This window comes from Anaeromicrobium sediminis, from assembly GCF_002270055.1.
Classification (GTDB): Bacteria; Bacillota; Clostridia; order Peptostreptococcales; family Thermotaleaceae; genus Anaeromicrobium; species Anaeromicrobium sediminis.
Window position 1 is genome coordinate 1 of record NZ_NIBG01000023.1, and the last position, 21,520, is coordinate 21,520.

The 21,520-nt window shown below is 32.2% G+C and carries 18 protein-coding genes and 4 riboswitches; of the genes, 16 read left to right on the plus strand and 2 right to left on the minus strand.

Going from position 1 to position 21,520, the window contains the following annotated elements; translation table 11 throughout:
• The 3 genes from CCE28_RS22340 to deoD form a co-directional block, all read left to right on the plus strand.
• Positions 1-507 (plus strand): hypothetical protein (locus CCE28_RS22340; RefSeq protein ID WP_176461905.1); only part of this gene is annotated, 507 nt, incomplete at its 5' end.
• A 360-nt stretch (positions 508-867) separates the two neighbouring features.
• The gene (locus CCE28_RS18000) at positions 868-1,557 is read left to right on the plus strand and encodes a Crp/Fnr family transcriptional regulator (protein WP_095135120.1); all 690 of its coding nucleotides are present in this window, start codon (positions 868-870) and stop codon (positions 1,555-1,557) included.
• Between the two features lie 54 nt (positions 1,558-1,611).
• Positions 1,612-2,325, plus strand: a complete 714-nt coding sequence (gene deoD / locus CCE28_RS18005) for a purine-nucleoside phosphorylase (protein ID WP_095135121.1) — start codon at positions 1,612-1,614, stop codon at positions 2,323-2,325.
• Positions 2,326-2,371: 46 nt separating this feature from the next.
• On the opposite strand, the gene CCE28_RS18010 is transcribed toward deoD, so the two are convergent.
• Positions 2,372-4,273, minus strand: a complete 1,902-nt coding sequence (locus tag CCE28_RS18010) for an ABC-F family ATP-binding cassette domain-containing protein (RefSeq protein WP_095135122.1) — start codon at positions 4,271-4,273, stop codon at positions 2,372-2,374.
• A 245-nt stretch (positions 4,274-4,518) separates the two neighbouring features.
• Positions 4,519-4,619, plus strand: a riboswitch (glycine riboswitch).
• A 3-nt stretch (positions 4,620-4,622) separates the two neighbouring features.
• A riboswitch (glycine riboswitch) is annotated at positions 4,623-4,703 on the plus strand.
• A 71-nt stretch (positions 4,704-4,774) separates the two neighbouring features.
• Between CCE28_RS18010 and gcvPA (CCE28_RS18015) the strand changes: the two genes are divergently transcribed.
• From gcvPA (CCE28_RS18015) to lipA, 10 genes are all read left to right on the plus strand, one after another.
• Complete coding sequence (gene gcvPA, locus CCE28_RS18015; RefSeq protein ID WP_095135123.1) at positions 4,775-6,097, plus strand: aminomethyl-transferring glycine dehydrogenase subunit GcvPA; 1,323 nt, start codon at positions 4,775-4,777, stop codon at positions 6,095-6,097.
• Positions 6,097-7,119 carry a PLP-dependent aminotransferase family protein gene (locus CCE28_RS18020; RefSeq protein WP_095135124.1) on the plus strand — a complete coding sequence of 341 codons (1,023 nt, stop codon included), beginning with the start codon at positions 6,097-6,099 and terminating at the stop codon, positions 7,117-7,119. The genes gcvPA (CCE28_RS18015) and CCE28_RS18020 overlap by 1 nt, the downstream gene beginning before the upstream one ends.
• Positions 7,120-7,430: 311 nt before the next feature.
• Positions 7,431-7,531, plus strand: a riboswitch (glycine riboswitch).
• Positions 7,532-7,534: 3 nt separating this feature from the next.
• Positions 7,535-7,615: riboswitch (glycine riboswitch) on the plus strand.
• Positions 7,616-7,756: 141 nt separating this feature from the next.
• On the plus strand, positions 7,757-8,863 hold the full coding sequence (gene gcvT / locus CCE28_RS18025; RefSeq protein ID WP_095135125.1) for a glycine cleavage system aminomethyltransferase GcvT: 1,107 nt from the start codon (positions 7,757-7,759) through the stop codon (positions 8,861-8,863).
• Between the two features lie 123 nt (positions 8,864-8,986).
• On the plus strand, positions 8,987-9,373 hold the full coding sequence (gene gcvH / locus CCE28_RS18030) for a glycine cleavage system protein GcvH (protein ID WP_095135126.1): 387 nt from the start codon (positions 8,987-8,989) through the stop codon (positions 9,371-9,373).
• A 35-nt stretch (positions 9,374-9,408) separates the two neighbouring features.
• Positions 9,409-10,749, plus strand: coding sequence for an aminomethyl-transferring glycine dehydrogenase subunit GcvPA (gene gcvPA, locus CCE28_RS18035; RefSeq protein WP_095135127.1), 1,341 nt, complete (start codon positions 9,409-9,411; stop codon positions 10,747-10,749).
• Positions 10,749-12,200: an aminomethyl-transferring glycine dehydrogenase subunit GcvPB gene (gene gcvPB / locus CCE28_RS18040; RefSeq protein WP_095135128.1), complete on the plus strand. Its 1,452-nt coding sequence runs from the start codon at positions 10,749-10,751 to the stop codon at positions 12,198-12,200. Before gcvPA (CCE28_RS18035) ends, gcvPB begins: the two co-directional genes overlap by 1 nt.
• A gap of 13 nt (positions 12,201-12,213) precedes the next feature.
• Positions 12,214-13,884 (plus strand): formate--tetrahydrofolate ligase, encoded by a 1,671-nt coding sequence (locus CCE28_RS18045; RefSeq protein WP_095135129.1) that lies wholly within the window; start codon positions 12,214-12,216, stop codon positions 13,882-13,884.
• A gap of 191 nt (positions 13,885-14,075) precedes the next feature.
• Positions 14,076-14,264: a hypothetical protein gene (locus CCE28_RS18050; RefSeq protein WP_095135130.1), complete on the plus strand. Its 189-nt coding sequence runs from the start codon at positions 14,076-14,078 to the stop codon at positions 14,262-14,264.
• A 280-nt stretch (positions 14,265-14,544) separates the two neighbouring features.
• Positions 14,545-15,195: a lipoyl(octanoyl) transferase LipB gene (lipB, locus tag CCE28_RS18055; protein ID WP_095135131.1), complete on the plus strand. Its 651-nt coding sequence runs from the start codon at positions 14,545-14,547 to the stop codon at positions 15,193-15,195.
• A 14-nt stretch (positions 15,196-15,209) separates the two neighbouring features.
• A complete protein-coding gene (gene lipA / locus CCE28_RS18060) occupies positions 15,210-16,067 on the plus strand; it encodes a lipoyl synthase (protein WP_095135132.1) in 858 nt (285 codons plus the stop codon).
• Positions 16,068-16,154: 87 nt separating this feature from the next.
• Here the strand turns inward: lipA and CCE28_RS18065 are convergent, their stop codons facing one another.
• The gene (locus tag CCE28_RS18065; RefSeq protein ID WP_095135133.1) at positions 16,155-17,471 is read right to left on the minus strand and encodes an APC family permease; all 1,317 of its coding nucleotides are present in this window, start codon (positions 17,469-17,471) and stop codon (positions 16,155-16,157) included.
• A 395-nt stretch (positions 17,472-17,866) separates the two neighbouring features.
• On the opposite strand from CCE28_RS18065, the gene CCE28_RS18070 reads away from it, so the two are divergent.
• The 3 genes from CCE28_RS18070 (at position 17,867) to CCE28_RS18080 (ending at position 21,302) form a co-directional block, all read left to right on the plus strand.
• Complete coding sequence (locus CCE28_RS18070) at positions 17,867-18,355, plus strand: prolyl-tRNA synthetase associated domain-containing protein (RefSeq protein WP_095135134.1); 489 nt, start codon at positions 17,867-17,869, stop codon at positions 18,353-18,355.
• Positions 18,356-18,941: 586 nt separating this feature from the next.
• Complete coding sequence (locus CCE28_RS18075) at positions 18,942-20,663, plus strand: sigma 54-interacting transcriptional regulator (protein WP_095135135.1); 1,722 nt, start codon at positions 18,942-18,944, stop codon at positions 20,661-20,663.
• 204 nt (positions 20,664-20,867) lie between these two features.
• Entirely contained in the window at positions 20,868-21,302 is a 435-nt protein-coding gene (locus tag CCE28_RS18080) for a tellurite resistance TerB family protein (protein ID WP_095135136.1), read from the plus strand.
• Positions 21,303-21,520 lie beyond the last annotated feature (218 nt).

Here is a 21,520-nt window from a genome sequence, read left to right on the forward strand (position 1 = left end):
AAACAAATTGCAGAACTTTTAAAAAAATCATGTGGAAGAAAGAAACGTAATTATACTACAGGGCCTGTAATTAAACCTGTTAGATTTGATGATAACTCACAAAAACAACAGACACCTAATTTTGTAGTAGTTAAAGCATTAAATAATACAACTCGACCTCAAACGGCAACTGTAAATTTCTATAACCTTGGCATTTTGGCTGCTAAGGATATAGAAAATAAAAATGCAGCAGTGGAAGCACAGAAAGTATTATTCTTTAGTCAAACTATACAAGTTCAACCTCAATCAACGGTATTTTTACCAGTTAATATTACACCAATTACAGAATATGAAGTACAAGTTTTGGATGCTCCAGTGGGAATGTATTTTTCTACGGAATTTTTACCATCTACTCCAATACCAACTGCTCAAGCTGGATCAACATCTCCTAATCAAAGTACACCTGGTGCAGTAATAGATTCTCATATTGTAACTTATAACTATCAGCTTATACCTTTGGAACTGTAAAATATTTTACTAATATAAAAGTATAAATAAATGTTTCTAAAATTTACAGATAATGGTATACTATTGTAGTGAACATAGTATATTTAAATGAACAAACTATTTAATGAAAGCTATTACTAAAAATCGCAAACCATGTTTAACTTTATATAAGTGGGTTAGGGTGTAATTTACAAACTAACCCACTTTTTTTATGTACTAAGAATTTTGTAGAATTATTTAAAATAAATTTAAAAATAAGAAAAAAGTGCCAGTTGGCATTTTATTAATTTTGTAATTTTGTTATAATTTTGGGTAAGATAATATTAGTGTATTGTTATGTGGTAATTTTATCTTAAATATTTCTATAGATGAGGAATTCATATGTTCATTGAAGATTTTATAAATAATGAAAACGATTTATCAAATTTATTAATGGGAATGCCTGATGAAATAAGAAAGAAATGTGTAGTACAGAAATTTGGCCCTAAGGCTGTTTTGGTAAAAAAGGACCAAGAACCTGAATTCGTTTATATAATTTACTTAGGCACTTTGAGAATTTTTAATGAATTTAAAAATGGGAAAATACTTCAAACTGCAAAGCTAAAAGATATGAATTTTGTGGGTGCACTAGAAGTATTGTCATCAAAAGATAAAATTGCAGCATCAGTTGAAACAGTCACTGAATGTACTGCCTTAAGAATTCCAAAAGAAGATTTTTTGGATTGGATAGAAAAAGATCATTATTTAGCTATTATGGTAGGGAAAAAAATTGCAAATGATTTTTATAATACGGCATACTCAAATGGAAGATTATTATTAAATTCAACAATGTACACTTTAGTATCCTTTATTATTGAAGCATTAAAGGACGACATAGAAGAAGGGAAAGTAGCATTTATTAGTAAAAAACGTCAGGAAATAGCTGATGAATTAGGTATTAGTCTAAGAACAGTTCAAAGGAATATTAGAAAATTAAAAGATACAGGGTTAATTACAATTGATACTGGGAAAATTCATGTGGATAGTAACCAATATAAGAGGTTAATAGATAGACTGAATGAACTAGTATAATTATTAAGTGAATTTATATTTTAAATATAAATATTACCATAAGGAGGTTTCAATATGATACCAACACCACATATTGAAGTAAAAGAACAAGGAATTATTGCAAAAACAGTATTAATGCCAGGAGATCCGTTACGTGCAAAATTTATTGCTGATACATTTTTAGAAGATGTTCAAGAATTTAATAAAGTACGTAATGTATTTGGATATACAGGAACATATAAAGGACGTAAAATTTCTGTAATGGCGAGCGGTATGGGTATGCCTAGTATTGGTATTTATTCATATGAATTATTTAAATTTTATGGAGTAGAAAATATTGTCCGTATTGGTTCATGCGGAGCTTATACTGCTGATTTAAATTTATATGATGTAATATTATCTAATGACGTATGGAGTGAATCCACATTTGCTAAGGTTCAAGGTGGATATGATAAAGATGTAATTGCTGCATCTTCTGAGCTAAATGGTAAATTAGAAAAAATCGCAGGAGATTTAGGAATCGAAATACATAAAGAGAGAATTCATTCATCTGACGTATTCTACCGTGAGAACTTTGAGGAGTATAAGGACATTAATAAAAATCACGGGTGTGTTGCAGTAGAAATGGAAGCATTTGCTCTATTCCATAATGCAAATGTATTAGGAAAAAATGCAGCTTGTCTATTAACGGTTTCAGATAATTTAGTAACTCATGAATTAACTACATCTGAAGAAAGACAAAACTCATTTACAAATATGATGAAAATTGCTTTAGAATTAGCTGAATAATAAAAGTAAAAGGTAAGGGTGACTAAGTCAACCTTACCTTTTTTTTTTACTGGTTCTTAATTTTTTCTGCTAAATCATCTAAATATTCTTGTCTTTCAAGTTTATATAATAACTCTTCTTCTAATGTTTCCTTTTCCTCTGCGAGTTCTTGTAGCTTAGTAAAATCAGTAGTGCAAGTTTGCATTTTTTCATCTATACTGCTTATTTTTTCTTCTATTTTTTCTATATCCGCTTCTATAGTTTCATATTCCTTTTCTTCTTTGTAGGAGAACTTTAACTTTTGCTGTCTAACCCTTTTTTCCTTTGGGGCCTTTTTGGTGTTTTCAGAAGAACTTTCTATATGTTTCGTTAATTCTTCCTGCTTGGCCATATAGTCAGAATAATTACCTACATTTTCAACTATTTGCCCCTGTCCCTCAAAGGATAAGATTTTATTACATGTTCTATCTAGGAAATATCTATCATGGGATACGGTTATAACGGGACCTATAAATTCGTCTATATAACTTTCAAGAACTTGTAATGTATCAATATCTAAATCGTTAGTAGGCTCATCTAGTATTAATACGTTAGGAGCCATCATTAATACACTTAGAAGATATAGTCTTCTTCTTTCTCCGCCAGATAGCTTATATATATAAGTCCATTGCATATCACTTGTGAATAAAAATCTCTCCATCATCTGAGAAGCACTTATTTTAGTACCATCAGCAGTAGTAACAAATTCGGCCACTTCCTTAATATATTCTATGGCTCTTAGGTTTGGGTTCATCTCTTGGGATTCTTGTGAAAAGTATCCAATTTTAACAGTAGGGCCTATATCTATAGATCCTCCATCTAAGGATAGTTTCTCTGTTATTAAATTAAGTAAAGTAGATTTACCCATTCCGTTAGGACCTACAATACCTATTTTATCTTCCTTTACAAAGATATAAGTGAAGTCTTTTATAAGGTCATTTCCTGGAAAGGATTTGGCAATATTCTTTATTTCTATGATTTTTTTTCCAAGTCTAGAATGTCCTACAGATATTTCTAAATTCTCTTCTTCTATATTTATCTTCTTTTCCTTTAAATCTTCAAATCGTTGGATTCTTGCCTTTTGCTTAGTGGTTCTTGCTCTAGCACCAGTACGAATCCATTCAAGTTCCTTTTTATAAAGGGATTGACGCTTTTTTTCCATGGAAGACTCTAAGTCTCTTCTCTCTAATTTTTTCTCTGTAAAATAAGAGTAATTACCCATGTAAGTATACATTTTACCCTTATCTAATTCTAAAGTCTTATTGACTACCCTATCTAAGAAATATCTATCATGGGTAATCATTAAAAGGGCGCCCTTTCTATTGGCTAAATAGTTTTCTAACCAATCAATAGTCATATTATCCATGTGGTTAGTTGGCTCATCTAATATTAATAAATCACAAGGGCTTATTAGAGCACTAGCGAGTGCTACTCTCTTCTTTTGACCTCCAGATAATTCTTTCATTTTTTTATTAAAACTAGTTATACCTAGTTTAGTAAGAACTGTTTTAACTTGACTTTCTAGTTCCCAAGCATCTTGTCCATTCATTTGATCTGTAAGTTTTAATAGCTTATCTTGAAGGGAAGAGTTATTGGGATTTTCAGAAACTTCTTCTAAGGTACTTTCATATTCTCTTATTAATTTAAGAATAGGAGATTCTCCCCTAAATATCTGTTTTAAAACAGTAGCATCTGGATCAAATTCAGGATTTTGAGGAAGATACTCTATTCTTATTCCATTTGGCACTTTCATAGTTCCAGAATCAGGTGAATCTACACCTGCTATTATTTTTAATAGGGATGACTTTCCCGTACCATTGATTCCAATTATTCCTATTTTTTCAGTATCTGATATAGTAAAAGAAATATCTTCAAATAATATTTTTTCTCCATAAGTTTTTGTAAGATTTTCTACAGATAAAACGTTCATTTTAAACCATCCTTTTATATTTTTAATGTTTATATTTTATCATATATATAGATATATAGACATGTTACTTCTAAACTTAACCTATGTAAACCTATTTAAGCTCAATAAATTAAACTTTCAACCAGTATATTTGTAAAACTAGAAGTTTTATGAAGGAATTTGAAACTGATAATATAAAATATTGCAAGAACATTAGGTAAAAAATTCAGAAAAGTGTTATAATATAAACATAAAAATATATCCAAATGATGATAGTGAGAGATATCTTTTAAGATAGCCGAAGAAGCAATGTGAAAGTGGCCTAACTTTTACAGAAACTTTCAGGCACAAGTATCGCTATTGGATGGGTCTCTGGAAAGTTCGAATATTTCGGCGCCGAAGGAGAAATACACCAAAAGGTGTAGAAACTCTCAGGTATAAAAAGACAGAGGGATATGAAGGCATTTTTATTGTTGTGCCTTCATATCCCTCTTTTTTATTGTATAAGATTAAGGGGGAACTATGGAAAGTTATATTACTAATGTAAAGGATGTATATATGCTAGATGAGACTAAGACAGATTATATAGAAGGATTATGTAAGGATGTTCCTAGAAAATTTAAATCAAAAAATATAAAAAATTTAAGACAAGGTATGTCTGATGTGGAAATTTTGAATTATTTAAAGAGCATTGGAAGTAAGAATAAGAGTTTGAATGATTTAATCTGTTTTTTAGGTGCAGGAGCATACGACCATTATATACCTGCTACCATAAAGCACATGGCTATGAAATCCCATTTTTTCCATGGAGATATACCATATAGACCCCAAATAAGGCAAGGTGCATTGCAAGTTATACATGAATATGAAACCATGATTAATAATCTTACAGGCATGGATGCCTGCAATGGCCTCATAGATGACGGACCAACAGCTTGTGTGCAAGGTGCACTTATGGCTTGTAAAAGTACAAAGCGAAAATCCATTTTAATATCTAAGACTGTAAATCCACAGGTTAGAAGTGTTTTAAAGACTCACATGAAATATAGATATATAGATGTTATAGAAGTAGATATGGTAGATGGAGTTACGGATATGGACAAGGTAAAGGACCTTGTTAAGGATGATGTAGCTGGAATTATAATACAAAGTCCTAACTTCTTCGGGATCATAGAAGACTATACGGAGGCAGAAAAAATAATTCATGAAAAGAATGGATTATTAATTACTTATGTGGACCCTATTTCTTTGGGAATATTAAAAAGACCTGATGAACAAGGGGCAGACATTGTTGTAGGAGAAGCTCAATCCTTTGGAAATTCTTTAAATTATGGAGGTCCATTCTTAGGATTTATAGCTACTAAATCAGAATTAAGTAAAAATATTTTTGGTAGAAGAATTGATTTATCCATAGATGAAGAGGGAAGACAAGAATTTCATATGAAATTTCAAGGCAAGAGAGCATATATGGATAGATATAATTCCACATCACATAAATTACTAAATGTTTTGATTGGATCCATATATTTAAGTACCTTAGGAAAGAAAGGCTTAAGGGAAGTTGCAATTCAATGTGTGAAAAATTCCCATTATGCTTTTGATGAAATAACTAAGAGTGGTAAATTTAAACCTGTATTTAATAGACCCTTTTTTAAGGAATTTATGATTACTAGTGATTTAAATTCTAGTGAAATAAATGAAAAACTATTAAAGAAAGGAATCATTGGAGGATATGAAGTTCAAAGGGATTATGATGAATTAGAAAACAGCTTATTGCTTTGTGTAACAGAAAAGAGAAGCAAAAAAGAGATAGATAAACTTTCAAAGATACTGGAGGCCTTATAGTGGATAATTATAATAAATCAATTTTTCATATATCTAAACCTGGAAGAAGGGCTTATTTACTTCCACAAAAGAATATAAGTGATGAATATATATCAAATATAATACCGCCAGAATTATTGAGTGATCAGGAACTAGATTTACCAGAAGTAAGTGAATTAGATGTGATTAGACACTTTACTAATTTGTTCCATAAGGATGATAAAGTAGAAGAAGACTATGAAATTGAACTTCATAGCATAAAGAACAATCCCAAGATAAATGAGGATTTAGAAGCTATGAAAGAATTTAGCATGGTTCATCCTTATCAGTCAATTGAAACAGTTCAAGGGTCCCTTGAAGTAATATATAAATTAGATGAAATCCTAAGTAGGGCATTGAGTATGGATAGGGTATGCCTACAGGGAATGACAGGAGTACATGGAGAACTTATAAGCTTTATGCTAATGAGGGCTTATTATAATAGTATAAAAGAATTTAAAAGGACTAAAATAATAGTTTCTCATGTGGACTATAAAAATAGCAAGTCCATATTGTGTTTAGCCGGATATGAAGTTGTAAAAGTACAACTAGATGAAGAAGGAAGTATATGTATAGATTCCTTAAAAGAGTTATTAGATGATAAAATAGCTGCTATTATGCTTACCAATTCAATTGCGTTAGATTTAAAAAAGGCAAAAGAAATAGAAGAATTAGTTCACAATATAGGTGGATTAATACTTTATAATGGATGGAATATTAATTCGATTGATGAAATTATGGATTTCTCCTATGGACATATTGACATGATTCACTTTGATTTAAATAGGGCTTTTGGAAATTATTATGATTCTGGATGTGGCGCTATAGGGGTGAAGGAACATTTGGTTAAATTCTTGCCTATACCAATTGTTCACAAGGCTAATGATAAGTATATATTAGATTATGATAGGCCAGAGTCTATAGGTAAGATAAAAGGCTTTTATGGTAATTATAGAATGATTTTAAGGGCCTATACTCATATGTTGGCTAGGGGAATGAAGTAGAGAAATTATAAAAAACACAAAAGTGTCAAAAAAACTACTAACTAGGTAAATGAAATGAGAAAAAATGAAAATTATGCCTATAAAATAGAGAAAACCACATAAAATGGTATTAGAAAAAATATGGGCCACATAAGACTTTAATAGGATAAAGCCTAGTTATTACAATTAGTTCATGGAAATGGATTCTTATTTTCCTGACTATATTTGTAATAACTTCTAGAAGTTTCAAATGTGTTAAGTTAATATCAATTGTTGAAATATTCAGAAAAGTACTGTAATATAAATACAAATAATAAAATATGATTATCCAAATGAGGATAGCGTGAGATATCTTTAAAGATAGCCGAAGAAGCAATGTGGAAAAAGCCAAATTTTCACAGAAACTTTCAGGCAAAAGGATCGTTATCTGATGGGTCTCTGGAAAGTTGGATAGTTTCCACGCCGAAGGGGAAATACACCATAGGGTGTAGAAGCTCTCAGGTAAAAAAGGACAGAGGGATATGGAGGCATTAAAAATTGTCATGCCTTTATATCTCTCTTTTTAATTTCAAAAATATAAACAAGACTACATGTTATGCATAGAAGATGAGAATCATATTTAGTGTGATAAAAGAATTATTTAAGGAGGGGAAACGAAATGTCAAATCTTAAAAGAACGGCTCTTTTCAATGCCCATGGAAAGCACGGAGGAAAGATAATAGACTTCTCAGGATGGGAACTTCCAGTCCAATATGAGGGCATCACTCCAGAGCACGAAGCTACTAGAAATAAGGCTGGTCTATTTGATGTATCTCATATGGGAGAAGTGGAAGTTAAGGGTAAGGATGCCTTTAAATTCGTACAAAATTTAGTGACTAATGATGTATCTGCCCTTGAGGATAATCAGGTATTATATACATTTATGTGCTATGAAGACGGTGGAGTGGTAGATGATTTATTAGTATATAGATTTAATGAAGAACATTTTTTCCTTGTAATAAATGCTAGTAACGTGGATAAGGATTTTGACTGGATGAAGAAGAACTCAGATGGATATGATATAGATGTTGTGAATATATCAGAGGCGTTATCTCAATTGGCCATACAAGGACCTCATGCTCAAGAAATACTACAAAAACTAACAGATACAGATTTGACCGAGATAAAGTTTTTCTACTGTAAGAGAAATGTGAATGTGGCCGGAGCTAGCTGTTTGGTTTCAAGAACTGGATATACGGGAGAAGATGGTTTTGAAATATACCTAGACCATGACAATGCAGAAATGGTTTGGGAAAAACTTATGGAAGAGGGAAAAGATCTAGGGCTAAGACCAGTGGGTCTAGGAGCTAGGGACACTTTAAGATTTGAAGCTACATTACCCCTTTATGGGAATGAATTGACTAAGGATATAACTCCATTAGAAGCGGGCCTTGGATTCTTTGTAAAGTTAGACACAGACGATTTTATAGGAAAGGAAGCTTTGGTTAAGCAGAAGGCAGAAGGATTAAAGAGAAAAATAGTAGGTTTTGAAATGTTAGATAAGGGAATTCCTAGACATGGTTATGAAGTATGGGCAGATGGAAAAGAAATAGGATTTGTAACTACTGGATATGCTGCTCCTACAGTTAAGAAGAATATAGGATTTGCCATGGTTCCTATAGAGTATTCAAAACTAGGTACACCTATTGAAATAAAGGTGAGAAAAAGAATTTTAAAGGCTCAAGTGGTAAGTAAGAGATTTTACACTAAGAACTATAAGAAATAAAAGCTAAGATAGGTTTAAAAAACTATATTAGCTCAATAAAATTAAGAAAATTAAAAACAATCTAAATATGGATGTTGTTATGGACTATTATATTTAGAAAAAGTTATTAAGGAGGAATTTATTGTGAAAATAGTAGAAGGAATTTATTATTCAAAGGATCATGAGTGGATTAAGGTAGAGGGAAATGAAGCTTCTATAGGAATTACAGATTATGCTCAACATGCCCTAGGGGAAATCGTTTATGTGGAAATGCCTGAGGTTGATGATGAATTAAATGCTGGAGATGTATTTGGTGTTATTGAATCTGTTAAGGCTGCATCCGATTCTTACATGCCTGTGTCAGGAAAGATTACAGGAATAAATGAAGAATTAGAAGATTCACCGGAACTTTTAAATAATAGTCCTTATGAAAGCTGGATATTAAAGGTTGAAATCAGCGATTTATCAGAATTAGACAGTTTAATGGATCATGAAGACTATAAGGCATTTTGTGAAAGTGAAAGCCATTAAAAATTAGTTTCTATAAAGTATGGAGGAGGTAGCCTATGCATAGATATATTGCTAATACAGAAGCAGATAGAAAATATATGCTAAACGAAATAAATGCAGAATCTATAGATGATTTATTTAGTGATATTCCAGAAGAACTTAAGTTAGGTAGGGAGCTCAACTTAAAAGAGGGAATGTCAGAGATAGAAATCTTTAATCATATGAACGAAATTGCAAGTAAAAATAAGAGTATAAATGATTTAACATGCTTTTTAGGAGCAGGAGCATATGATCATTATATTCCTACTATTATAAAACACATGGTTTTAAGATCTGAGTTCTTCACTGCTTATACACCTTATCAACCGGAGATAAGCCAGGGAACGTTACAAGCTATATTTGAGTATCAAACTATGATTAGTGATTTAACGGGAATGGATGTATCTAATGCATCCATGTATGATGGTGCAACGGCTTGTGCAGAGGCAGCCATAATGGCTTGCGCAAATACTAGACGTAAATCAGTTTTAGTATCTAAAACTGTAAATCCTGAAACTAGAAAAGTGTTAAATACTTATATGAAATATAGAAACTTAGAAGTAATTGAAGTGGATATGACAGACGGAGTTACGGATTTAGAACATTTAAAATCTCTAGTAAGCAAGGAAACGGCAGGGGTTATAATCCAAAGTCCTAACTTCTTTGGAATAATAGAAGATTATTCTAAAGCTGGAGAAATAGTTCACGCAAATAAGGGGTTACTAATAACTTCTGTAGATCCAATGTCTTTAGCCATATTAAAGAATCCAGGATCACAGGGAGCAGATATTGTAGTAGGAGATGCTCAATGCTTTGGAAATGGACTAAACCTTGGAGGTCCATATTTAGGATTTATGGCAACTAAGTCAAAGTTAGCTAGAAAGATGCCAGGTAGAATAGTAGGAGAGTCTGTAGATGCAGATGGAAAGAGAGCCTTTGTTCTTACTCTTCAAGCTAGGGAACAGCATATTAGAAGATTTAAAGCTACATCTAACATATGCTCAAATCAAGGTTTAAATATGTTAATGGCAACTATTTATCTAACTACTTTAGGTAAAGAAGGATTAAAGGAAGTGGCTATGCAGTCGGCTCAAAAGGCACACTATGCCTTTGAAGAAATAACTAAGGGTGGTAAGTTTAAACCTGTATTTGATAAACCTTTCTTTAAAGAGTTTGTACTTACTAGTGATATGGATAGTACTAAGGTAAATGAGAAGTTACTGGGAGAAGGTATTCTTGGTGGATATGAAATAGGTAAAGACTATGAAGAATATAAAAATAGTTTAATGTTCTGTGTAACAGAAAAGAGAACTAAGTATGAAATAGATAAACTTTCAAGTGTATTGGAGGTGTTATAATGAGAAACTATGATAATTTAATCTTTGAAATATCTAAACCTGGTAGAAAAGCATATAAACTTCCTAAAAATGATGTGCCGGGTAAGGATTTATCAAGTATAATCCCAGCGGAGTTTTTAAGTGAAGAAGAGTTAAAATTACCAGAGGTAAGTGAGTTAGATGTAGTTAGACATTTTACTAATTTATCTAATAAAAACTATGGAGTAGATACGGGTTTCTATCCATTAGGTTCTTGTACTATGAAGTATAATCCAAAGATAAATGAAGACGTGGCGGGTATGGAGAAACTAAGTATGGTCCATCCATATCAACCTGAGAGTACAGTTCAAGGATCCCTTGAAGTTATATATGACTTAGGTGAAATGCTGGCTGAAATAGCAGGTATGGATAAGGTAACTCTACAACCGGCAGCTGGAGCCCATGGAGAGTTACTAGGTCTTATGCTAATAAAAGCATATCATGATAGCAGAAATGACTTTAAGAGAACTAAAATTATAGTTCCAGATTCTGCCCATGGTACTAATCCAGCTACTGCAGCTGTAGCTGGATATGAAATTGTGGAAATTAAATCAAATGAAGACGGCTCTGTATGTATGGATTCCTTAAAGGAAGCTTTAAGTGATGAAATAGCAGGGTTAATGTTAACAAATCCAAGTACATTAGGATTATTTGAAACAAATATTAAAGAAATAGCAGACTTAGTTCACGAGGCAGGCGGTCAATTATACTATGATGGGGCTAATATGAATGCCATCATGGGAGTTACAAGGCCGGGAGATATGGGATTTGACGTAATGCATTATAATCTACACAAGACATTCTCAACTCCTCACGGTGGAGGAGGTCCAGGAAGTGGACCTGTGGGAGTTAAGGAGCATTTAGCTAAATTCTTACCAGTCCCTGTAGTGGAGAAGAAGGATGATAAATATATCCTAGGCTATGATAGACCAGAGTCAATAGGAAAAATTAAAGGATTCTATGGTCACTATGGAATAATGTTAAGGGCTTACACTTATATCTTAGCCATGGGTAAGGAAGGCATAAAAGAAGTTAGTGAGATAGCCGTATTAAACGCAAACTACATGATGAATAAATTAAAAGAACATTATTATTTACCAATAGATCAAGTATGCAAGCACGAATTTGTATTAGGTGGTCTAGGAGATAGTCTACAAGTATCAACCCTTGATATAGCTAAGAGATTATTAGACTATGGATATCATCCACCAACTGTATATTTCCCACTTATAGTTAATGAGGCTATCATGGTGGAGCCAACAGAAACGGAAAGTCTAGAGACTATGGATGGATTTATTGAAACTATGATAAAAATTGCAGAGGAAGCTAAAGAAAACCCAGAAATGTTAAAGGGTGCACCATATAATACCCCAGTAAGAAGAATTGATGAGGCAAGGGCAGCTAGAAAACTTATATTAAAGTGGAATGGATAAGGGAGGTCTACCTATGAAAACTGATGTGCAAATAGCTCAAGAAGCAACTATGTTACCCATATTGGAAATTGCTAAGACACTAGGAATAAGCGAAGATGACGTAGAATTATATGGCAAGTATAAGGGAAAATTATCTTTAGATCTGTGTAAGAGATTAGAAGAAAAAGAAGATGGAAAACTCATATTAGTGACAGCCATAAACCCCACATCAGCAGGAGAAGGAAAGACTACAACTAATGTAGGTCTTAGTATGGGATTAAATAAGATTGGTAAAAAGGCCATAACTACCCTAAGGGAACCTTCATTAGGACCATGCTTTGGCGTTAAAGGTGGAGCAGCAGGAGGAGGATATGCGCAGGTAGTTCCTATGGATGATATAAACCTTCATTTTACTGGAGATATACATGCCATAACTACAGCTAACAACCTTATGGCAGCTCTTATTGATAATCACCTACACCAAGGAAATAAGTTAAGTATTGACCCGAAGAGAATCACTTGGAGAAGAGGGCTAGATATGAATGATAGAGCCCTTAGAGAGATTACAGTAGCTCTTGGACCAAAGGGGAATGGAGTTACTAGAGTAGATGGATTCGATATATCTGTTGCTTCAGAAATAATGGCAATATTATGTCTTGCCAATGGAATGGACGATTTAAAAGAAAGATTATCTAGGATGATAATAGGATACACTTATGCTAACGAGCCTGTAACAGCAGGTGAATTAGAGGCTACAGGAGCATTAGCATTACTTCTTAGGGATGCAATAAAGCCTAATTTAGTTCAAACGTTAGAAAATACTCCAGCTATAATTCACGGAGGACCTTTTGCTAATATAGCCCATGGTTGTAACTCTGTTATGGCAACTAAGACAGCGCTTAAGTTAGCTGATTATGTAGTAACTGAAGCTGGTTTCGGAGCTGATTTAGGAGCTGAGAAATTCTTTAATATTAAATGTAGATATGCTGGATTAAATCCAAGTGCTGTAGTAATAGTTGCTACTGTAAGAGCATTGAAGAATCATGGTGGAGTACCTAAGGCAGAACTTTCAGAAGTAAATATGAAGGCCTTAGCTAATGGATTTGAAAACTTAGAGAAGCAAATAGAGAACGTGAAGAAGTTTGGAGTACCGGCAGTGGTTGCTTTAAATGAGTTCCCTACAGATACTAAGGAAGAATTAGACTTTGTTGAAGAAAGATGCAAAGAACTAGGTGTAAATGTAGTACTATCTCAAGTATGGGCAAAAGGTGGAGAAGGTGGAGCTATGCTAGCTGAGAAAGTAGTTGACCTAGTAGAAGAAGAAAAGGGAGACTTTAAACCACTTTATGATTTAGATATGCCTATAAGAGAGAAAATTGAAACTATAGCTAAAGAAATATATGGAGCAGATGGAGTAGACTTTACTTCTAAAGCTTCTAAGGAAATAGAAAAATATGAAAGAATAGGATTAGAAAAACTACCTATTTGTATGGCTAAGACTCAGTACTCCTTATCTGATGATCCAAAGTTACTAGGTAGACCAAAAGGATTTAGAATAACAGTAAGTTCTGTAAGAGCTTCTGTGGGAGCTGGATTCTTAGTAGTTCTTACAGGTAATGTAATGACTATGCCAGGTCTTCCAAAGGTACCCGCTGCAAACAAGATGGATCTTTTAAATAATGGAGAAATAATAGGATTATTCTAGGAAAACTTTAATTATAGGTGGTTAGTTTAATAGTTAAACTAATCACCTTATATATACCTAAAAAATATGGAGGTTTGTATATGTTATTTGCTCATGATGGAAATGTTAAAGATGCATTAGAAAAGAGTTTATTAAATTCTATAAGTGAGAGAAAAGCTGAGATTTGTGATACGTGAGATGCGGTTAAGGTAATGGCACTTCCGTGGGGAGTGAAAGAAGAAGTAGAACCAGCACATGGAGATACTGTTGGTGAATATATGGCGTCAATAGAAGGAACTAAAATTGAACTACCTTCTGGAGCGGTAGCTCATATGCTAAAAGCTGGAGTAAAAGAGAGAAAAGGTAAGTATATGTTAATTTATAGATACCAATTAGTATAGATAGACCATGTTCAATCTGAATGTATGTGAACTTACTTCGGTCATATGGATAAAAAATATTTTATAAGGTAAGTCACTATCAGACTAGATAGTGTAAATAGTATAACTACTATAGAAGGTTCATAATTGTTTACAGCAGATGATGTTCTGATGTTCCACCTTATAAAAATTTTTTATCCATATTCCCTTGTAAGTAGCTAGATTTTATTGAGTTTAGATAGAGTGTATCAATAAATATAAAATTAGTAGTCGTTATTGCAAGGGGGAAGGAGCTGATGGAATGATAGACATACTAGATTTAGGTAGATGTGCATATGAAGAAGCTCTAAATATACAGTACGATCTTTTGAAAAAGAGACAGGCAGACGAAATTAATGATACTTTGATTTTGGTAGAACACTTTCCTGTTATAACCATGGGGAGAAGGGCGGAAAAGGGAAATATATTAGGTTCCCAGCAGGTATTGAATGAAAATGGAATTGAAGTTTTTGAAAGTGATCGTGGTGGGGATGTGACTTATCATGGTTTTGGTCAGATAGTTGGATATCCCATATTTAAATTAAAAGGTTCCCGCATGGGTATAAGGCAATTTGTACGAAATATAGAAGACACTTTTATTAAGTTGTTAAAGGCAGAATATAATATTAATTCTAATAGGCATTTTAAAAATACGGGAGTATGGGTAGGAGACGATAAAATAGTCGCTATAGGATTGGCTGTAAAAAGAGGAGTAACTATGCATGGATTTGCCTTAAATGTAAATACGAATTTAAATCATTTTAACTTCATAGTTCCTTGTGGAATACAGGATAAAGGAGTAACATCTGTAAAGAATATAATAGGAAAAGAAGAGGATTTGGAAGAAGTAAAGGATAAAGTCATAAAACATTTTAAAGAAGTTTTTAATAAAAGCATGAAAGATGTTTTATAAAAAGGAGGTTAGCTATGACTGTTAAGAGAAAGCCAGAATGGCTTAGAATTAACTTAAAAACAGGAAGAAGTTTGGATTATGTAAATAATATTTTGAAGGAGTTTTCCCTAAATACCGTCTGCCAGGAAGCTAACTGTCCTAATAGGATGGAGTGCTTTAGTAAAAAAACAGCCACTTTTATGATACTAGGAAGTCAATGTTCTAGAGGATGTAAGTTTTGTAATGTATCCCATGGTGAACTAGAGAAGGTAGATGCCAATGAACCAGAAAATGTGGCAAAGGCCACTGTGGAATTAGGACTGAAGCATGTGGTAATAACTTCTGTAACTAGAGATGACCTACCAGATGGTGGAGCAGAACATTTTAGTAAAGTAATTAATAAAATAAGGGAAAAGGACCCTAATATAATAATAGAAGTATTAATACCTGATTTACAAGGTGATGAAATGGCATTGAAGAAAATAATAGATGCTAAACCTCACGTTATAAATCACAATATGGAGACAGTTCCACGTTTATATGAAAAGGTACGACCAGAAGCCATATATGAAAGATCACTAAAAGTATTAGAGAGTGTGAAAAAGATGGACCCTAGTATATATACAAAATCAGGTATTATGGTAGGCTTAGGAGAAAGAGAAGACGAGGTGCTAGACTTGCTTAGGGACTTAAGGCAGGTAGGATGTGATTATTTGACAATAGGTCAATATCTAGCACCGAGTAAAGAACATTATCCTGTTGAGGAATATGTTCACCCCAATATATTTAAAAAATATAAAGACGAAGGCCTCGGTATGGGATTCTCATTTGTAGCCTCAGACCCTTTAGTAAGAAGTTCATACAATGCAGCAGAAATGCTAGCTCATACTTAAATAAGCTACTGAAACAAAAAAGAGAAGAATTCTAATTGAATTCTTCTCTTTTTGTGAGTCATATGATTGTCTATATGAAGATGTTACTTATGCGCTCTTTTTAATACATGATTCAGTACTTATCTTATCTTTGATGAAATAGTAGAATGGCGCAATAACAAATAATCCACCTAATCCCCAAATAATCTTATCAGGACGATCTATTCCTGTTCTAACTAATAAGTAAATACTTGCAACTGTTGCAATTATAGGAATAATTGGACCAAAAGGAATCTTGAAACTAATTTCTTGGTCTGGATATCTATGTCTAAATATAAGTACAGAGATACAGGTTGGAATGTATTGAATAAATCTAACAATAACTCCAATAGCTGCTAATGTAGCAAATTGTCCAGTTAAAGCTAATCCGGCAGCAACAATAACTGAAACTAATATTGCCGCATAAGGTGCTCCATTTTTATTAGTTTTCATGAATATTTCTGGTAACATACCCTTTTGTGCCAATGCAACTCCAGATTTTGGAGTAACGAAAGATGCCGCAATGTTAATACCTGCAACAGATATTAATGTACCAGTCATAACTAGAATCTTACCAGCGCTTCCTATAAGTTTACCAGCTGCATCTGCAACAGGTGTTGCACTATTTGCAAGTTCAGGTCCTAATGCTTTCATACAAATTGCTAATATTGCAATGTATACTAAAGATACTAAAGCCATAACCATAATAATTGCTTTAGGTAAGTTTTTCATTGGGTTTTCCATATCTTCTGCTGCAATAGCTATAGATTCGAATCCAGTGAAAGCAAAGAATAATAATATGGCTGCATCAACGAAATCTCCACTTGTAGGAACTATAGGAGTTGCTGATGATGTAACAGGCTCTAAGTTTCCATACATGGCTATACCAACAACAATAAAGAAAATAAGTGGGATTAATTTTCCAAGTGTTATAGCATTATTAACAATCTTTGAAGTCTTAACCCCTAAAAGGTTAACCCCTGCAAGTCCAAATAAAGTAATAAGAATAATTGCAGTTTTAGCAACAGGACTTTCTAATATTGGGAATACTACAGCTAATCTTGCTGCAAAGAAAGATGCAAAGGCACCCCATGCGATGATTCCCATGAACCATTTCATTATACCAACTTCATAACCAAAAAAGTTACCGAATGCTTCCTTCGCATAAATGTAAGGACCACCATTATCTTTAAATCTAGCAGCCGCTTCTGCGAAACATAAAGCTATAGATACAGCTAAGAACATGTCAAATAAGATAACCCATAAACTTGCTTCTCCAACCATTCCATAAGCTTTATTAGGAAGACCAAATATACCAGTACCTATAATGGAGTTGATTCCAAGAAGAACTATACTCCAAAATCCTAATTTTGCTGATTTAGTCAAGTCTACCACTCCTTCAAGTAAATTTTGTACTAATTAAATTAGCAATTAATATGCCAAAAGGATAAAAAATTGAAATAACATGTAGAAAAACAGAAAAATATAATATAAAACATTGAAAAATGAAGGTTCATGTATGGAATTATTCATGAAAAGGATTTCTTGGTAAGGGTAAAGTAAATATAAATATACTTATAATATTTTCCAATATATATTTAAATAGGTTTTTAAATAGGTATTTACCATAATCAATTAAACCTATTTTATATTATTTTCCTATAATTTTTCAAAAAATGAAAAAAATATGTTTAATATTAGAGGTTTTTCTAAAAAATAGTAGTAATTAACTTATATTAGAGTAATTATTATTTTAACATAGATTTTAAGGAGGAAATATTATGACTCAAGATAAAAAGGTATATGAAGTATTAGAAGGAATAAATGTTGAATATGATGTTCACGAACATCCCCCAGTATTAACTGTAGATGATGCATTAGAATACTGGAAAGACATTGAAGGTGTTCATTGTAAAAACTTATTCTTTAGAAACCAAAAGGGCAAGATGCACTATCTAGTAGTAATGGGTCACGACAAACCCCTAGATATTAGTGATTTAGGAAAAAAGACTGGAGCTGGAAAACTTAGTTTTGCATCAGATAAAAGACTAGATAAATATTTAGGATTAAAAACAGGAGCTGTTTCACCTTTTGGCATTATTAATGATGAGAATAAGGAAGTAAGAGTATACATAGATGAAGATATAATGAAGGGTGAAAAAGTAAACTTCCATCCTAATGTAAACACAGCTACTATAAGTATATCTTCTGATGATTTTAGAAAGTTTTTAGGTCAGTCAGGAAATCAAGTTAAATATATAAGTATATAAAGGATAAGAGGCTAGCCATTGGTTAGTCTTTTATTACTATAGGGGAAAGAATTCTATGTTTTTAATGTTGATTTTTAGGAGGTTTTTAATGTATATATAAAGGTGTGAATCATAGGTATATATTGCCATGTAAACAGTAAAAAAAAAAAGAGTCCAATAGGGTTTGGGCTCCTTTAAATATAAGATAATAAGATCTTCTTGTAGGACATAACAATTACTTGGTTGAATAATTGTTGTGTATTTTTTATGCATAGTACTCTAAGTTTTGGGGAACTCGAGTTATTACAATACAATTTATTTTGGGGATTGTATTGCCATGCTATTTATTAATTTTGTATATATAAAAAGCAAATAGAATGCCAAAATATATTAAATAGAATATTAAAAATATAACAAATAGTTATAAGCTAGTAAAATAGCAAAAAAATAAATAACTATGATTTTTATTATATAATTTATGAAAGGAAGAAAACTATCAATGTGCAAAGTCATTTGGCAGTTATGTAAAAAAAATATGCATATAAAGTATGCACTGCATAGAGAATTTGCACAATGCTTATGATATAATTTTCTTGAGGTGAAAAAAATGAATGATGGATCAGGCAAAGTGGACATACCTAGTGAACTTTTTAGATGCATTTTCAATAACTCTAATGATGGAATAATTATAATAGATACTCTATATAAAATACATGATATAAATCCAAAGGCAGAAGAAATCCTGGGATTGGAAAAAAGCAATATACAATATGAAAGTTTAAAAAAATCAGTTCCTAATTTATTTCACAAAGGTGAGTTAAAGAAGGGTGAAATTAATTTAGATAATGGTAAATCTATAGAGATGTGTGTAAAAAACATTGGATTTGGCATATACGAAAAAGCAATATTTTTAAAAGAAATATGTGAAATACATATTGAGTTTGAAGCTATTAAAAAGGGAATCAATAGTATTGATGAGGGCATCATGCTTTGTAATGAAGATGGTAATGTGACCTTTTATAATGAAGCCTATGCAGAAATAGAATCTCTAGTTAGGGAAGATGTTATAGGGAAAAATGTTACCAATGTATATGACCTTACAGAAGAAGATAGTTTAATGTTAAAATCAATTAAAACTAAAAAACCTATTTTAAATAGATATTTAAACTACACCACATATATGGGAAAGAATCTTAATATAATTTGTAATACTTATCCTATAAAGGAAGATGGTCAAGCCCTAGGGGCAATATGTGTAACAAGGGAATACTCTAAGGTTAAGACCCTATCAGAAAAAATAATAGAATGGCAAAAGAAGTTGTATGATAAAAAGGGAAAAAATGAAAGTGTGGTAGAGTCAGCCACTTATACGTTTGAAGATATTATAGGTATAGAAAAAATATTAAAAAATAATCTAGACTGGACAAAGAAAGTTTCAAAATCAGATCATCCCGTTTTAATATATGGAGAAACGGGAACAGGAAAAGAGTTAATGGCTCAAAGCATTCACAATGCCAGCAAGAGGAGGGAAGGACCCTTTATACCAATAAACTGTGCAGCTATTCCTGAAAATTTATTAGAGGGAATACTATTTGGAACTGTAAAGGGAGCTTTTACAGAAGCTACAGATAGACAAGGACTATTTGAACAAGCTAACGGAGGAACCCTTTTGCTAGATGAATTAAATTCCATGCCATTAGGTCTACAAGCAAAGCTTTTAAGAGTAATTCAAGAGAAAAAAGTGAGAAGAGTTGGAGCAAATAAGGAGATTCCAATAGACGTTAGAATTATTACCAATATAAATGTAGAGCCTAGCATAGCTGTAAAGAGAAAACTAATAAGGGAAGATTTATTTTATAGATTGGGAGTAGTATATATTAAAATTCCTCCACTTCGTGAAAGAAAGGAAGATATACTTCTTTTGACAGATTCTTTTCTTAAGGAAAATGAGAATGTAAAATTATCAAAGGCTGTAATAGATATGTTTATGGAATATGATTGGCCTGGTAATATAAGAGAGTTAAAGCACGTACTAGAATCTGCCCTCATAATGTTAAAGGAAGATGAGAATGTCATAAAAATACATCATTTGCCTATTCATATTAAAGAGAGGATAGGGCATGAAATTGAGGATAGTACAGAGAATTCAACTATGGATGAAGAAGAAAAACCTCTTGTGGAGACTATGGAAAATGTAGAGAAAGAAACTATTGTAGCCACCCTTAAAAAAAATAATTGGAATGTATCCAAGTCTTCTAGGGAATTGGGATTAAGAAGACAGAGTTTACAATATAGAATGAAGAAATATAACATATGGAAAATGAAATAAAGAGTAAAAAAGCATTTAGATTTGAAATCTAAATGCTTTTTTATTCTTTATAGAACCTTTAATTGTAATCATAAAAAATATTTAAATATAAATCACTTAGATATGTAAAAATTGGAATAAATATGAAAAACGTAAATAAATATATTTGTGAGGGCTAAATAAGAAAAATTATAAAAATGAGAGTCAAAGAGGAGGAAAAATAATATGGCGTTCTTTAGTTTAGGAAGACTAATGGATTTTAAGAAAGGTGCAAAAAAGTTTAATAACAAGGATTTCTTGCAGGCTGTATGTGGAGTTTGTTGTGCTGTTGCTTATGCTGATGGAAGTTGTTCAGATGAAGAAATGGCAACAATGCAAGCTTTAATTATGAACGATGAATCTTTAAGCGAATTCACACCTGGAGAAATTGAAATAGAGATAGAGAGACACAGCAAAAACTTTAAATTAAATCAGATAGTAGGAGAATTAAATGCTAAGAAGGCTGTAAAAGGTTTAGGAGGAACGGAACAGAAAGAAATGACTGTAGCCATTGCCTTAGCCGTAGCTGGAGCTGATGGTAAAATCGATGATAGCGAAGTTAAGGTAATTAAGAAGTTTGCATCAGAAATGGGTGTAAGTACAAGGGCCTTTGGAATATAAAAAAGCTACATATGTTTTAAAGACCTTGGTTATTAATTCTATAAATTGGGAAGTAAGAATAAAAGACTAGTTTAATAATACTAGTATTTTTTCATTGATTTATGATACTTAGCACTTAATAACAATATTATTTTTTATGGTTTTATAGACCAGCTATTGATTACTATTAACTGGTATGTATGAGTGAAGTTCATATAGTTTTAAGGTAACATAAAGTC

Bases quoted from the DNA above. Each gene is read 5' to 3' on its own strand.
- CCE28_RS18010 (WP_095135122.1), bottom strand. From the start codon at position 4,273: ATGAACGTTTTATCTGTAGAAAATCTTACAAAAACTTATGGAGAAAAA.
- gcvPA (WP_095135127.1), top strand. From the start codon at position 9,409: ATGCATAGATATATTGCTAATACAGAAGCAGATAGAAAATATATGCTA.
- lipA (WP_095135132.1), top strand. From the start codon at position 15,210: ATGACTGTTAAGAGAAAGCCAGAATGGCTTAGAATTAACTTAAAAACA.
- CCE28_RS18080 (WP_095135136.1), top strand. From the start codon at position 20,868: ATGGCGTTCTTTAGTTTAGGAAGACTAATGGATTTTAAGAAAGGTGCA.
- CCE28_RS18075 (WP_095135135.1), top strand. From the start codon at position 18,942: ATGAATGATGGATCAGGCAAAGTGGACATACCTAGTGAACTTTTTAGA.
- deoD (WP_095135121.1), top strand. From the start codon at position 1,612: ATGATACCAACACCACATATTGAAGTAAAAGAACAAGGAATTATTGCA.
- CCE28_RS18070 (WP_095135134.1), top strand. From the start codon at position 17,867: ATGACTCAAGATAAAAAGGTATATGAAGTATTAGAAGGAATAAATGTT.
- lipB (WP_095135131.1), top strand. From the start codon at position 14,545: ATGATAGACATACTAGATTTAGGTAGATGTGCATATGAAGAAGCTCTA.
- CCE28_RS18045 (WP_095135129.1), top strand. From the start codon at position 12,214: ATGAAAACTGATGTGCAAATAGCTCAAGAAGCAACTATGTTACCCATA.
- gcvPB (WP_095135128.1), top strand. From the start codon at position 10,749: ATGAGAAACTATGATAATTTAATCTTTGAAATATCTAAACCTGGTAGA.
- CCE28_RS18000 (WP_095135120.1), top strand. From the start codon at position 868: ATGTTCATTGAAGATTTTATAAATAATGAAAACGATTTATCAAATTTA.
- CCE28_RS18050 (WP_095135130.1), top strand. From the start codon at position 14,076: ATGGCACTTCCGTGGGGAGTGAAAGAAGAAGTAGAACCAGCACATGGA.
- gcvPA (WP_095135123.1), top strand. From the start codon at position 4,775: ATGGAAAGTTATATTACTAATGTAAAGGATGTATATATGCTAGATGAG.
- gcvT (WP_095135125.1), top strand. From the start codon at position 7,757: ATGTCAAATCTTAAAAGAACGGCTCTTTTCAATGCCCATGGAAAGCAC.